At 69.3% G+C, this 12,552-nt stretch carries 14 protein-coding genes and 1 pseudogene; 7 read left to right on the top strand and 8 right to left on the bottom strand.

Annotation, left to right across the window (positions count from 1 at the left end):
- The first annotated feature begins 42 nt into the window (after window positions 1-42).
- Window positions 43-717, top strand: a complete 675-nt coding sequence (locus H4281_RS43210) for a FadR/GntR family transcriptional regulator (protein WP_182896643.1) — start codon at window positions 43-45, stop codon at window positions 715-717.
- Here the strand turns inward: H4281_RS43210 and H4281_RS43205 are convergent, their stop codons facing one another.
- The 4 genes from H4281_RS43205 to H4281_RS43190 all read right to left on the bottom strand — a co-directional run bounded on the left by H4281_RS43205 (window position 718) and on the right by H4281_RS43190 (window position 4,564).
- Complete coding sequence (locus H4281_RS43205) at window positions 718-1,167, bottom strand: hypothetical protein (RefSeq protein ID WP_182896642.1); 450 nt, start codon at window positions 1,165-1,167, stop codon at window positions 718-720. It abuts the gene before it with no gap.
- A 60-nt stretch (window positions 1,168-1,227) separates the two neighbouring features.
- Window positions 1,228-2,085 carry a type I methionyl aminopeptidase gene (gene map / locus H4281_RS43200; RefSeq protein WP_182896641.1) on the bottom strand — a complete coding sequence of 286 codons (858 nt, stop codon included), beginning with the start codon at window positions 2,083-2,085 and terminating at the stop codon, window positions 1,228-1,230.
- Window positions 2,086-2,126: 41 nt separating this feature from the next.
- Entirely contained in the window at window positions 2,127-2,981 is an 855-nt protein-coding gene (locus tag H4281_RS43195; protein WP_182896640.1) for a GNAT family N-acetyltransferase, read from the bottom strand.
- Between the two features lie 257 nt (window positions 2,982-3,238).
- Window positions 3,239-4,564: a glycoside hydrolase family 27 protein gene (locus tag H4281_RS43190; protein ID WP_246412772.1), complete on the bottom strand. Its 1,326-nt coding sequence runs from the start codon at window positions 4,562-4,564 to the stop codon at window positions 3,239-3,241.
- Between the two features lie 235 nt (window positions 4,565-4,799).
- On the opposite strand from H4281_RS43190, the gene H4281_RS43185 reads away from it, so the two are divergent.
- Window positions 4,800-7,409 carry a fibronectin type III domain-containing protein gene (locus tag H4281_RS43185; RefSeq protein WP_182896638.1) on the top strand — a complete coding sequence of 870 codons (2,610 nt, stop codon included), beginning with the start codon at window positions 4,800-4,802 and terminating at the stop codon, window positions 7,407-7,409.
- Window positions 7,410-7,453: 44 nt separating this feature from the next.
- Here H4281_RS43185 and H4281_RS43180 read toward each other — a convergent pair whose 3' ends face one another.
- Window positions 7,454-8,392: a GlxA family transcriptional regulator gene (locus H4281_RS43180; RefSeq protein ID WP_182896637.1), complete on the bottom strand. Its 939-nt coding sequence runs from the start codon at window positions 8,390-8,392 to the stop codon at window positions 7,454-7,456.
- 71 nt (window positions 8,393-8,463) lie between these two features.
- Between H4281_RS43180 and H4281_RS43175 the strand changes: the two genes are divergently transcribed.
- Entirely contained in the window at window positions 8,464-8,799 is a 336-nt protein-coding gene (locus H4281_RS43175) for a cupin domain-containing protein (protein WP_182896636.1), read from the top strand.
- A gap of 22 nt (window positions 8,800-8,821) precedes the next feature.
- Here the strand turns inward: H4281_RS43175 and H4281_RS43170 are convergent, their stop codons facing one another.
- Window positions 8,822-9,643 carry a helix-turn-helix domain-containing protein gene (locus H4281_RS43170; RefSeq protein ID WP_182896635.1) on the bottom strand — a complete coding sequence of 274 codons (822 nt, stop codon included), beginning with the start codon at window positions 9,641-9,643 and terminating at the stop codon, window positions 8,822-8,824.
- 75 nt (window positions 9,644-9,718) lie between these two features.
- Here H4281_RS43170 and H4281_RS43165 point away from each other — a divergent pair, with 75 nt between their 5' ends.
- Genes H4281_RS43165 through H4281_RS43155 form a run of 3 tightly spaced genes read left to right on the top strand, consistent with a single transcriptional unit; the run spans window position 9,719 to window position 11,212 of the window.
- Window positions 9,719-9,973: a hypothetical protein gene (locus H4281_RS43165; protein WP_037820327.1), complete on the top strand. Its 255-nt coding sequence runs from the start codon at window positions 9,719-9,721 to the stop codon at window positions 9,971-9,973.
- Between the two features lies 1 nt (window position 9,974).
- A complete protein-coding gene (locus H4281_RS43160; protein WP_312872288.1) occupies window positions 9,975-10,934 on the top strand; it encodes a DUF2891 domain-containing protein in 960 nt (319 codons plus the stop codon).
- Window positions 10,934-11,212 (top strand): hypothetical protein, encoded by a 279-nt coding sequence (locus H4281_RS43155; RefSeq protein WP_182896634.1) that lies wholly within the window; start codon window positions 10,934-10,936, stop codon window positions 11,210-11,212. The genes H4281_RS43160 and H4281_RS43155 overlap by 1 nt, the downstream gene beginning before the upstream one ends.
- On the opposite strand, the gene H4281_RS43150 is transcribed toward H4281_RS43155, so the two are convergent.
- Window positions 11,209-11,814 (bottom strand): TetR/AcrR family transcriptional regulator, encoded by a 606-nt coding sequence (locus H4281_RS43150; RefSeq protein ID WP_182896633.1) that lies wholly within the window; start codon window positions 11,812-11,814, stop codon window positions 11,209-11,211. The genes H4281_RS43155 and H4281_RS43150 overlap by 4 nt on opposite strands.
- Window positions 11,815-11,903: 89 nt before the next feature.
- Between H4281_RS43150 and H4281_RS43145 the strand changes: the two genes are divergently transcribed.
- A complete protein-coding gene (locus H4281_RS43145; RefSeq protein WP_182896632.1) occupies window positions 11,904-12,374 on the top strand; it encodes a nitroreductase/quinone reductase family protein in 471 nt (156 codons plus the stop codon).
- A 51-nt stretch (window positions 12,375-12,425) separates the two neighbouring features.
- On the opposite strand, the pseudogene H4281_RS46040 reads toward H4281_RS43145, so the two are convergent.
- Window positions 12,426-12,552 (bottom strand): annotated as a pseudogene (locus H4281_RS46040) (flavodoxin-dependent (E)-4-hydroxy-3-methylbut-2-enyl-diphosphate synthase); the annotation flags it as partial.

Raw genomic sequence — 12,552 nt, 5'->3', positions numbered from 1 at the left:
TACTATCGCATACGTAGGATGATTGGATGAAGGGATCAGGCTGTGCCGTTGGCCACCACCCGCCGCGCCGGACTCGTCGACCAGGTCATCGATCAGCTGCGCGAGGCGGTCACCGCCGGAGAATGGCCGATCGGGCACCGGATCCCGACCGAGCCGGAGTTGTCCGCGCAGCTGGGCGTCGGGCGCAACACGGTGCGCGAGGCCGTGCGCGCGCTGGCGCACACCGGGATCTTGGAAGTCCGCCAGGGTGACGGCACGTACGTGCGCGCGACGAGCGAGGTGTCCGGCGCGATCCGCCGCCTGTGCGGGACGGAACTGCGCGAGGTGCTGCACGTCCGGCGGCTGCTGGAGGTCGAGGGCGCCCGGCTGGCCGCGACCGCGCGCACCGAGGAAGACCTGGCCGAACTGCGCGTCCTGCTCAACCGGCGCGACACCGACTGGGACGAGGGCCGCCTCGACGATTTCGCCCGCAGCGACGCGGAATTCCACCAGGTCGTGGTCCGGTGCGGGCACAACGGGCTGCTGCTGGAGCTGTACCGCGGCCTGATGGAGGCGATCACCGCGAGCGTGGCGTCCACTTCGGACAATCCGGAGCACGCGGAGATGATCCGGCACCGGGAGCTGGTGGAAGCGATCGAGGCGCGCGATGCCGGGCGGGCTGCCGATGAGGCGGCTGGGTTCCTGGACGAGTTGATCGCGCGGGCCGAGGACTTGTGATCAGTCTTTCCGCGGCGGGCTGAGGACCGGGGTGAAGCTGGCGAGATCGGCGGCCAGGAGGTCCGCGCCTCGGCGGGTCCGCTCGTCCGCGTCTCTGCTCAGCGCCTGGCACTCCCGCACAGCGGCGTCCCGTTCGGTGGCGTACACGATGAACACGTCGCGCACTGCGGTGTAGATCCAGTCAGCGTGGTTGGGGTCGGCGTCGGCAAGAGCGGCGGCGACCACAGCCAGCCCCGCCGAGTCGTGACGGCGGAGCAATGCCTCCGCCGTCATCCGGGTGACGAACGTGTCCCCGGTGTCCAGCACGAGTCCCAGCAGCGGGCCCTTGGCCTCGGCCATCTCGGCAAAGACGGCGAGGCTGCGGCCCGCGTCCGTTCGATCGCGACAGTCGGGGCTTTCCGCTAGCGGGATCAGGGCCGCCACCGCGGCGCGCCTCGCCTCGTTGTTCACCGCCGCATTCTGCCTCGGCCGGAGCGCGCCGCCTATCGAGTTTTCCCAGCCGGGAATGCCCTACGGCAGTGTGAGGATTTCCGCGCCGTCAGCCGTCACCACGAGGGTGTGCTCGAACTGCGCAGTCCACTTCTTGTCCTTCGTGGTGACCGTCCAGTCGTCGGCCCACACGTCGTAGTCGATGGTGCCGAGCGTGATCATCGGCTCGATCGTGAAGGTCATGCCTTCTTCGATCAGCGTCTGCACCGAGGGCTCTTCGTAGTGCAGCACCGTCGGCGCGGTGTGGAACGCCGGGCCGACGCCGTGGCCGGTGAAGTCGCGGACCACGCCGTAGCCGAACCGCTTCGCGTACGCCTCGATCACGCGGCCGATCACGTTCAACTGCCGGCCGGGGCGGACCGCCTTGATCGCGCGCGCGGTCGCCTCGCGGGTGCGCTCGACCAGGAGCCGCACCTCCTCGGAGACGTCGCCGGCGAGGAAGGTCGCGTTGGTGTCGCCGTGCACGCCGCCGATGAAGGCCGTGACGTCGATGTTGCAGATGTCGCCGTCCTCGATCACGGTCGAGTCCGGGATGCCGTGGCAGATCACCTCGTTCAACGAGGTGCAGCACGACTTCGGGTAGCCGCGGTAGCCGAGCGTGGACGGGTACGCGTGGTGGTCGAGCAGGAACTCGTGCACGACCTTGTCGATGTCGTCGGTGGTCGCGCCCGGTTTGACCGCCTTGCCGCCCTCCTCGAGCGCCTGCGCGGCGATCTTCGACGCGACCCGCATCGCCTCGATGACCTCGGGCGTGCGCACTCCGTTGCCGGTGTCCCGTTTCGGCGCCGGCCGGTCCACGTACTCGGGGCGGGCGATGTCGGCGGGGACGGCACGGCGCGGCGTCTGGACACCGGGCTTCAACGGGGCGCGAACGGACATGTCCCCAGCCTACGACCTCGTCCGGCCGCGGCGCAGCCAGCTCAGAACAGCACCGTCGCGTACTGCCCGACCTGCTGGAACCCGATCCGGCGGTACGCCGCGAGCGCGGGCGCGTTGAACCCGTTCACGTACAGGCTCGCGGTCCGGCCGAGGCCGTGGACCAGGCGGTTCACCACCGCCGCGGTGCCCGCGGTGCCGAGCCCGCCGCCGCGCCGGTCCGGATGCACCCACACGCCCTGGATCTGGCCGACCCGCGCGGACATCGCGCCGATCTCGGCCTTGAACACGACCTCGCCGTCCTCGAACCGGGCGAACGCGCGGCCGGTGGAGATCAGCTCGCTGACCCGGGCGCGGTAGCTGGCTCCGCCGTCGCCCGCGCGCGGGTCGACGCCGACCTCCTCGATGAACATCGCCACCGCCGCGGGCAGGTAGCGGTCCAATTCGTGCGGGCGGACGGTGCGGACCTGCGGATCGGCGGGCACCAGCGGATCGCCTTCGAGCGCCATCAGCGGCTGGTCGCCCCGCACCTCGCGGGCCGGCCCCCATTCCGACGACAGCTCGTCCCAGAGCCCGAGCACCTGCGGCGCGGGTCCGACGAGCGAGGAGCAGGTGCGCTGGCGGCGCAGAGCGCGGTCGGCGAAGGACCGCAGCGCCGAAGCGTTGCCGCGCAAGGGGATCAGGTTGGGTCCGGCGAAGCACAAACCGGTGAGCCGTCCGGCGCGCACCGGACGGGAGTCGGCCGCCCACAGCTCGCCACCAAGACGCCACGGGTCGAGACCGGCCGCCTCGACCCGGGCGCTGACCATGCAGCTGCCCACCGGGTCGGCGGCGAGTGCAGCGCGCACCGCCGGATAGTCCCGATCATCGAGCAGCCGTGCACCTGCAAGCCGCAACACGGGGTCCAGAGTGCCAGATGAACCGGGTGAACGGAACGCGAGCCGGCCGACACGCTGAGATGAACGGCCCTCGCACCCGAACGGCGGCGCCCCGGCGGGCTCCGGCACCGACAGTGCTCGAACCCGCGCCGCACCTCCGAGCCTGCCCGCCGGGCGGTGCGGGACGCGCCCCAATGTGGCATTGGGTGCGTCCCACGCACCGAACGCCACATTGGGTGCGTCTGACGCACCCAATGTGGCATTGGGGCACGGACGGCTCAGTGATGGCGCGGAACCAGGTGCAGCAGCCGGGAAGCGTGCGGCGCCAGCGTCGCGGTGAAACTGTCGCGGCTCACTCCGAGGTTCCGGTGCGTCCACAGGTCCCGCACCGCCGCCGGACCGCGCAGCCCCAGGTCCTGCCAGGACGCGGTCACCGGGGCCTCCGTCGAGCCCAGGTTGAACAGCGCGACCGTCATCCCGCCGTGGCCGTCCGGGCTGAACCACACCTGTTGCTGGGTCGCCTGCGAAACCGGACGCGCCGGCCGTCCTGCCTGGTCAACGGCGAGCACCTCGCGGTTGGTGAGCAGCTTGAGGTCGTCCGGGTCGAGTTTGGTCAGGTCGGCGCCGAGCAGCAGCGGCGAGGCTTCGATCGCCCACAGCGTCATGACGCTCTGCCGCTCGTCCGGGGTGATGCCGTTCGCGTCGCCGTTGCCGATCTCGATCGAGTCCAGGTCGTTCCAGTGGCCGGGACCCGCGAAGCCAGTCCACTTGGGAGCGTCGGCGAAGCGCAGTTTGACCCGCACGTCCCAGTTGGTGAGGCCGACGCAGTGCGAGTAGCACTCGATGTCGCCTTCGATCCGCCAGCCGTTGCTGTAGCGCTGCCAGGTCGCGGCCTCGGCGATGCTGAGCGAGTTCGACAGTTCCAAGTGGATCGGACGGCCGGCGGCCTGGATCGCCGCGTGCCATTGCCGGATGTCCTCGCGGTTGTCCGCGGGGATCTTGCCGCCGCCGGGTCCGACGAAGTCCATTTTGATGTAGTCGACGCCCCACGACGCCAGCTGCCGAGCCTGCGAACGGACGTACTCGGCCGCGCCGGGCTTGCTGAAGTCGAGTTTCGCGGATTTGTCGTCCGCGGTGTTTCCCGCGCCCGCCATGACGATGTCGTGCACCCGGTACGGCGTGCCCTCGATCGGCGAATCGGCCGCGACCGCTTGCGCCGGGACGCCGGGCACCAGGTAGATGCCGAATTTCAGACCGCGCTGGTGCAGGTACCGGGCCAGCGAGGCGATGCCGTTCGGGAACTTGTTCGGGTCCGGCGCGACCCGGCCGAACTCGTCGACGTGGTCGTTCCAGCCGGCGTCGATGTTGATATAGCGGTAGCCGTACGCGGCGAGCCGATCGTGCATGACGTCGGCCTGCGCCTTGATCGTTTCCTCGGTGAACTTCCGGCGCAGCGCGCTCCAGCTGCTCCAGCCCATCGGCGGCGTTCTCGCCACCGGTGTCCAGGACTCGATCGGCTGACTGTCCGCCGCCGCTGTTCCGGCCAGCGATCCGAAGAGCACCGCTACCGCCGCGGCCAGCACACCGATCCGACTTCGCTTCATCGCGACCACCTCTCCCGGGGATCGCTTCGTTGTACGCGCGCCGAACCGAGGACAGCAATGATTCATCGGATCACTGACCGCTAACCGGGACAACACCCGCCGACCGGATCAACCTCGTTCACCACTGTGAATGCTGGGAATATCCCGCGAAGACCTCTCGACACGGTGGCGAATAGATCCTATCTTTCTTGCGGCGCGCCCCAGCGTCGTTCACTGGCGAACACGGAGGTCCCGGATGAAGTTCAGACCAGCGCGCACCCTCGGGCTCGCCGTAGCGGCGTTGACCGCGACCGCGCTGCTGCCCGCCGGTGCGGCCGCGGCGTGGCCGGGCAGCCAGGACGTCTACGTCTCGCCGTGGGGCAACGATTCCGGGTCCGGGGCCGTCTGGTCGCCAGTGCGCACGCTCCCGCGCGCCCAGCAGCTGGTCCGGCAGCGCGCCGGGCACCTGAATTCCGACTTGACCGTGCACGTCGCCGCCGGCACCTACCGGCTCGACAAACCGCTGGAACTCGACGCGGCGGATTCCGGCACGAACGGCCACCGGGTCGTCTGGCAGGGCTCGCCGGGCACCGTGGTCAGCGGCGGCAAGCAGGTCACCGGCTGGCGTCCGGTCGCCGGACGCCCCGGTCTCTACTCCGCTCCCGCGCCCGCCGGACTGGACAACACTCGCCAGCTGTACGTCGACGGCGTCCGCGCGCAGCGAGCGTCCGGACGGCTTCCGGTGACGGTGAAGGCGACCGACACCGGGTATACCGCGTCCGCGGACACGATGGCGCACTGGCGGAATCCGAGCGACCTCGAACTGGTGTACACCAGCGGCGAGGAGCTGTGGAACGTCGAGCGCAACGGCCTCGGCCAGTGGACCGAGCCGCGCTGCCCGATCGCCTCGGCGCAGGGCACGACGATCACCATGGCCCAGCCGTGCTGGGACAACTCGACCCGGCGCGTGATGTTCGCCGACATCCCCGGCCGTTCGGTCAACATGGTCGGCCCCGGCGATCTCACCAACGGGCGGCAGCCGTCCTATGCGGAGAATGCGTTCGAGCTACTGGACACTCCCGGCGAGTGGTACCTCGACCGCTCCGCGCACACCGTCTATTACCTGCCGCGCAAGGGCGAAAACCTGCACTGGGCCGACGTCGAGATGCCCGCGCTGGAGAAGCTCGTGGACGGCCGCGGCACGGCCGAAGCGCCGATCCACGACATCTCGTTCCGCGGCATCCAGTTCTCCTACGCGACCTGGCTCGAACCGTCGTCGCCGGAAGGCTTTTCCGAAATCCAGGCCGGCTACCGGATCACCGGCGAACGCGGCTGGGCCACGCAAGGCCTGTGCCAGTTCACGCCCGGCGGCACCTGCCCGTACGCGGACTGGACGAAGGAACCCGGCAACGTCTCGATGTCGCACGGGCACCGGATCGAGTTCCAGGACACCGTGTTCGCACACCTCGGCGCCGCCGGGCTCGATCTCGGCGAAGGCGCGCAGGACAGCAGCGTGTCCGACAGCGTGTTCACCGACATCTCCGGCAACGGCGTCGAAATCGGCGGGGTCAGCAAACCCACCGCCGCTGGCGCGGACCTGACCGCGCGGGTCAAGGTGACCAACAACCACCTGTACGGCATGCCGCGTGAATTCACCGGCGGAGTGCCGATCGTCAACGGGTACTCGCAGGACAATGTCGTGTCGCACAACCAGATCGACCATGTCGCGTACTCCGGCATCTCGATGGGCTGGGGCGGCTGGCCGGACAAGATCAAGCAGGCCGCGACGCCGAACGTCTCGCGCAACAACGTGGTGTCCAACAACCTGATCCACGACTACATGCTTTCGCTGGACGACGGCGGCGGCGTCTACACCCAAGGCATCACCGGCCCGTCGCAGGCCGAGGGCGAGAAGGTGACCGGGAACGTCATCTACGACCAGTGGGGCCTCGGCAAGTCGGTTTACACCGACAACGGCTGCACCTACGAAACCGTTTCCGGCAACGTGCTCTACCACGCTGCGTACGCCAACGTCGCCTCCACGCACGTCGACTACCGCGACTCGCTCGGCAACAACGACCCGACCGTCATCTCCGGGAACTACTGGGAACAGGGCGATCCGGACGGCGACAAGAAGGGCGTCATCACGTCGGGCAACCACCTGCTGAACAATCCGGCCGCCGCACCTAAGTCCATTGTGGACAAGGCGGGAATCGAACCGAGCCACCGTTCGGTGCTCAACCGCCGGATCGACGGCGCGTCCGCCCCGCAGGCTCCGACGCGGATCGGCACCTTCTCGGTGTCCGGCCAGCTGTACGCGACCTGGAACCCGACTGTCGCAGAAAACGGTGCGCCAGTGCAGGATTACCTGCTGACCGCTTCGGACGGCAAACACAGTGTCACGAGTTCGGTGTCTGCCAAGGACTTCGCACGCACTGGATACACGGTGATCCCGAAACTGACTGATGGCCAGACGTACACGGTCACCGTCGCCGCGCGCAACCGGTACGGGGTTGGCCTGCCGTCGCTGCCGTCGGCACCGGTCACCGTCGCGCAGCCGGGTACCCAACTCGCTGCCGTCCCGACCGGGGCGAAGGCGCTGCCGAGCACCGACGCGGCGAGCATCCGCTGGACGCCGCCGAAGGAAACCGGGTCGACCCCGGTGATCGGCTACCGGATCACCGTGTCCGACGGCCGCACCATCGAGGTCGTCGGCCGCGACACGATCGTCAGCCAGCCCACGCAGAAAGGCCTGACCCGCGTCGTGGACGGGCTGAAGCCCGGGACCGCGTACACGTTCACCATCGCCGCCGTCACCGGAAACGGCGTCGGCCCCGCGGTGACGGTGCAAACCACCACCGCGTAACCGGTGATCGGCGCGTACCGGACCTCCCTGCCGGTGCGCGCCGATCACCCTATTCGGAAGGCCCTTCGATACGCCCCCGGCGTCGTCCCCACCTGCGCCCGGAACCGACGCCGCAAGTTCACCGCCGACACCAGCCCGACCCGCACCGCGATCGCGTCCACCGGCAGATCCGTCTCCTCCAGCAGCCTCCGCGCCTCCGCCACCCGCCTCGACAGCAGCCACGCACCCGGGCTCGTCCCGAGCTGATCAGCGAACCGGCGAGCCAGCGTCCGCGGCGAAATCCTCAAGCGGGCAGCCAAATCCTCGACCGACAGCGGCGTGCCCAACCGCTCCCCCGCCCAGTCGAGCAGCCCGTCCAACGAGGCATCCGCCGAGACCTGCCGCGGCACGTACTGCACCTGGCCGCCCTCGCGATGCGTCGGCATCACCATGTGCCGCGAGATGAGCGCCGCGTGCGCCGCCCCGTGATCGCGCCGGACCAGGTGCAGGCACAGGTCGATGCCCGCTCCCGCACCCGCGCTGGTGGCGACGTCGCCGTGGTCCACGTAAAGCACGTCCGGTTCCACCCGCACTTCCGGGAAATCCCGCTGCAACTGCTCGAGCCGAGCCCAGTGCGTCGTCGCCGTCCTTCCGTTCAGCAGCCCCGTCTGGGCCAGCGCGAAGGAACCCGAGCAGATCGTGACCAGCCGCGCCCCTCGTTCGTGCGCGCGCAGCAACGCCCGGCGCACCTTCGGCGAGAGCGGCGTCTCGACCGGCGTCCACCCCGGGATCAGCACCGTGTCCGCCTTCGAGAGCGCCGGCAGCCCGCTGGAGACGTGGATCTCGTATCCGGCCGTGGTCGGCACCGGGCCGGGATTTTCCGTGCACACCTCGAATTCGTAGTGCTGCGGCACGCCGCCTCTGGGCGTGCCGAACACCTCCACGCCGCAGCCGAGTTCGAACGTCGACTGCACCGGCTGGACGAGAGCCACCACGCGATGCATGGCAAGAAAGTACCCGATGACGTCTTTCCTGACACTGTCCTGCCTGCGCCGGGGCAGCCAAGCTGGGGTCCATGCACTCGGAAATCCTTGCCCAGCCGGGCTACACCTCGGTCCCGGTCGACGAAGCCCCGGTGAAGGACCTGTTCCCCGGCATCCGCCTCCGCCCGCTGTGGAAGGGCGAAAACGGCGCGCACGCCAACGTGGTGGAATTCGATCCCGGCAGCACGTGGCCCGAACGCGACGTGCACGAGCCCGGTCCCGAAGAGGTCTTCGTCGTGTCCGGGACTTTCAACGACGGCGCCCGCGACTACCCGGCAGGCACGTTCATTCATGCGCCGGCGGGATCGTGGCATGTTCCGGCGACGGAGAGCGGCTGCACGTTGTTCGTCTTTTATCCCGAGGGGTAGTCCGTGCGCGGCAATGCCGGTTCTAACCGGCATTGCCGCGCACGAGCCCCGTCTCGTCTTGGAGAAACGGGAGTTCCTCAGCCATCCAAGTCCGCGGCGAACACCCCGCCAAGGCGCGCCACTCGTTCGAGAAGTGCGCCTGGTCGTAATACCCTGCGGCATAAGCGATCCCGGCCAGATCGCGATGCCCGGTACGCAACAACCGAACCGCCCGCTCGAACCGCAGCACGCGGGCCGCCTGCTTCGGGCCCAATCCCAGCTCGGCGCGGAACCGCTCCCCCAGATGCCGGCGGCTCCAGCCGACCTCGTCAGCCAGTTCGCCGACCCGCAGCAAACCGCCGCTGCGGCGCAACGCGTGCCACGCGCGGTCCAGCTCCGGTGGTTGTTCGGCGCGCTCGACCGCACGCGCGGCCAGCACCTCGTCGATGATCGCGAACCGGGTGCGCCAATCCTTCGCGGCGGCCAGCCGCTCCGGCAAACGGGCCAGGTCGCCGCCGAAGTCGGCGAGGTCGGTCACCCGGCCGGTCAGTTCCGCGGCGGTGACGCCGAGCAGCGTTCGCGCCCCCAGCGGATCCAGCTCCAGTTGCACGCCGCGCTGCACCCGGTCCTGGGTGATCAGCGCGGGTTCGGTGTGCAGGCCGCCGACCGCGCTCTGCAATGCTCCCGACCCGGCCGGCCCGGCGTACCGGATCGGGTCTTCGAGGCTGATCACGAGCGTGATGTGCCGAGAGGGCAAGCCGCGGTGCACTTCGAGGGTGACGTTCTCCTGCGCGTATCCGACGTAGCGCGTGACCAGGCCCCGCAGCACCGGATGCGGCGGACGGGCGGCCCAGCTGTGACTCACGCGACCAGGCTAGCCCCGGACCCGGGCGAATTCTGCTACCACGGGAGGGCGGTCCCCACGATGAGGAGAAGCCCGATGACGATCCAGGAACAGGCGCAGCAGCTCGAACTGCTCGCCGACCAGGTGCCGACCGGAATCGCCCTGGCCACCAAGGGCGAATTGGAAGATCTGCAGGCCCAGGTGCTCGGCCTGCTCGGCGAAACCGGCTCCGCGACCGCGATCCAGGGTTCGGTGCAGATCGCGATCCGGCAGATCGACGAGGTCGCGGCCTCGCTGGAGAACGTCCGGATCCAGATCCGCGAAGCCGCCCAGCATCACCTGCGCGGCTGACGTGGCCGGGCTGCTGGCCGCGCACGCCGGCGAGTTCGCGGAGGTCGCGCTGACCAACGTCGTGCGCGAGTATCCGCACTACGAGAGCCACTGGCGCGTCGACGAAACTCCCGTCCCGGCGATCCGCGAGCTGCATCCGTGCTTCTACGGCAGCTTCGACTGGCATTCGTGCGTGGAAATGTTCTGGGTGCTGGCCCATTTGCTGCGCCGGTACCCGTCGCTCGTCCCGGCCGGCGAGATCCGCGCTGTGCTGAACGCGCATCTGACTGAGCCTGCGCTGGCCGCCGAAGCCGCGTACTTCGCGCCGGAGCATCACCGCACGACCCAGCGGCGCTGGTCCGCTGCGCTGCAACCGTTGAGCAGGCTTTTCGTGACCCGCTTCCTCGACTGGCTGCCGAAGGTCGGCTACCCGATCCGATACGGCCTCCACGAGAACGGGGCCTTCGGGCTTTCTCGCACGCTGCCCTACGCCGACTACCTGGTGTCCCGCGGCGAGCCGCAGCTGCGAGAGGTGATCACCGAGACGGCGTGGCGCTGGTTCGGCTCAGACCGCGATTACCCCGGTGCCTGGGAGCCGTCCGGAGCTGACTTCCTCACCCCCGCCCTCGCCGAAGCCGAGCTGATGAGCCGTCTGATGCCCGCCGCCGATTTCGGGGCTTGGCTGGAGGCTTTCCTGCCCGGAATCGCCGATCGGAACCCGGCGGCGCTGTTCACCCCGGCGGTGGTGACCGACGCTTCCGACGGGTTGATCGCCCATTTGCACGGGCTCAACCTCCATCGCGCGTGGTGCTGGCAGCGGATCGCGGCGGCATTGCCGGAGGGGGACGACCGGGGCGCGGTTATCGAGGCGGCTTCGCGGGAGCATGCGGATGCCTCGTTGACGCAGGTGACCGAGGGGCCGTATGCGGTGGAGCATTTCCTGGCCTACTACGCGCTTCTTCTGCTGAGCGACGCCGAATAGTGTCGGACCCCTGGCTGCTCATCGAAGTGCTCGACGGAGAAACCCCGGCGAGCGATTGGCGGCGCACCTACTCCGACGCGTTGCTCACAGCCGCGATCACCGACCGCGCCGTGCGATGGTCCTGGCGGCCGCACGAACGCGGCGTCGTCTTCGAGATCGCGTTCAGGACTGAGGCCATTCGCGACGAGTTCTGCGGCCAGCCCCCAGTGAAGGCAGCGCTCGAAGCCGTGCCGGACCCGCGCCACGGGCTCTCCGTCACTCCAGGCGGTGGCGATTAGCTTTCCGGCAACGGCTCCCGATGCTCCGCCCGCAACCCGTCCAGCGAGATCAGCAGCAACCGGTTCCACATGTGCGGACGGCGCTCATCGGTGCACTGCGCCGCGTACCCCAGCGAAATCAGCAGCAGCACCAGATCGTCCGTCGTGACCCCAGGCCGCAATGACTCCGCCGCACGGACCCGCAGTTCCTCGAGAACCGCACGGAGCTGCGGGATTCCCGTCGGATCGGGGTCCGTCCAGGTCAGCGCGAAGCTCTCCATGAGCGCGCGGTGCCGGGCACAGCCGGACAACGCCTGCCGGTAGAAATCCGTCAGCGCCGCCCACGGGTCCTCCGCCTCGACCGCCGCCTGGCGCGCGGACTCGGCCCACCGGGAGAAGTCCTGGTCCAGGACCGTCCGGACGAGGTCTTCCTTCTTCGGGAAATGCCGGTACAGCGTCCCCATGCCGACCCCGCTGCGCCGGGCGATCTCGCGTACGTCGACCGCGGCTCCCTGCTCCGCCATCACCTCGGCGGCGGCTTCGACGATCGCCTCCCGGTTGCGGATCGCGTCCGCGCGCGGGGCGCGACGGCGGACGGGGGTGTGCGGTTCAGCCACGGCCATGCGCCGAGCATACTCGCTTACCCGGAGCACATGCTCCGCCTAGTGTGCTACTTTGCGGAGCAAGTGCTCCGCCTAGTGAAGGAGATCCCGTGCCCACTCTTGCCGACTGGAATGTCCGGATCCTCGCCGAATTCCGGGAGAACGCGGGATACGTCGCCTGGAGCAGTCCGGAGGAAGCCGCGGCGGGCCGTCCGATACCGCCGCGTATGCCGGGGTTTCCGGATAAGGGGATGCCGCTGATCCTCGTGCACCACGTCGGGGCGAAAACCGGGAAAGCCCGGATCAGCCCGCTGTTCTACCAGCCGGTCGGCGAGAACTGGGCTGTGTTCGGGACGCACGGCGGCAGCCCGCGCGACCCGGCGTGGTACCGCAATCTCATGGCGAATCCACGGACCGTCGTCGAGACTGGCGCGGGAGAAATCCCGGTTGAAGCGCGACTGGCCGCCGGGGAGGAACGCGCCAGGATCTGGGCAGACCAGATCGCGCAGGTCCCGGCATTCGCCGAATTCGAGGCCGCTTCCGGGCGGCAGGTCCCGGTCGTCCTGCTGGAACGCCGCTGAACAGGAAAAGGCTCCCCGGCCGAGACCGGGGAGCCCTTTCGCGGAGAAAACTCAGCCGACGGTGACGCTCGGCGCGCCCTCGCCGATCGACTCGCCGGATTCCTCGGCGATGCGCATGGCCTCTTCGATCAGGGTCTCCACGATCGCGTGCTCGGGCACGGTTTTGATGACTTCGCCC

Source organism: Amycolatopsis dendrobii (assembly GCF_014145675.1).
GTDB lineage: Bacteria > Actinomycetota > Actinomycetes > Mycobacteriales > Pseudonocardiaceae > Amycolatopsis > Amycolatopsis dendrobii.
The sequence above is the reverse complement of the archived record's forward strand: the minus strand, read 5'-3'. Positions and strand labels throughout refer to the sequence as shown.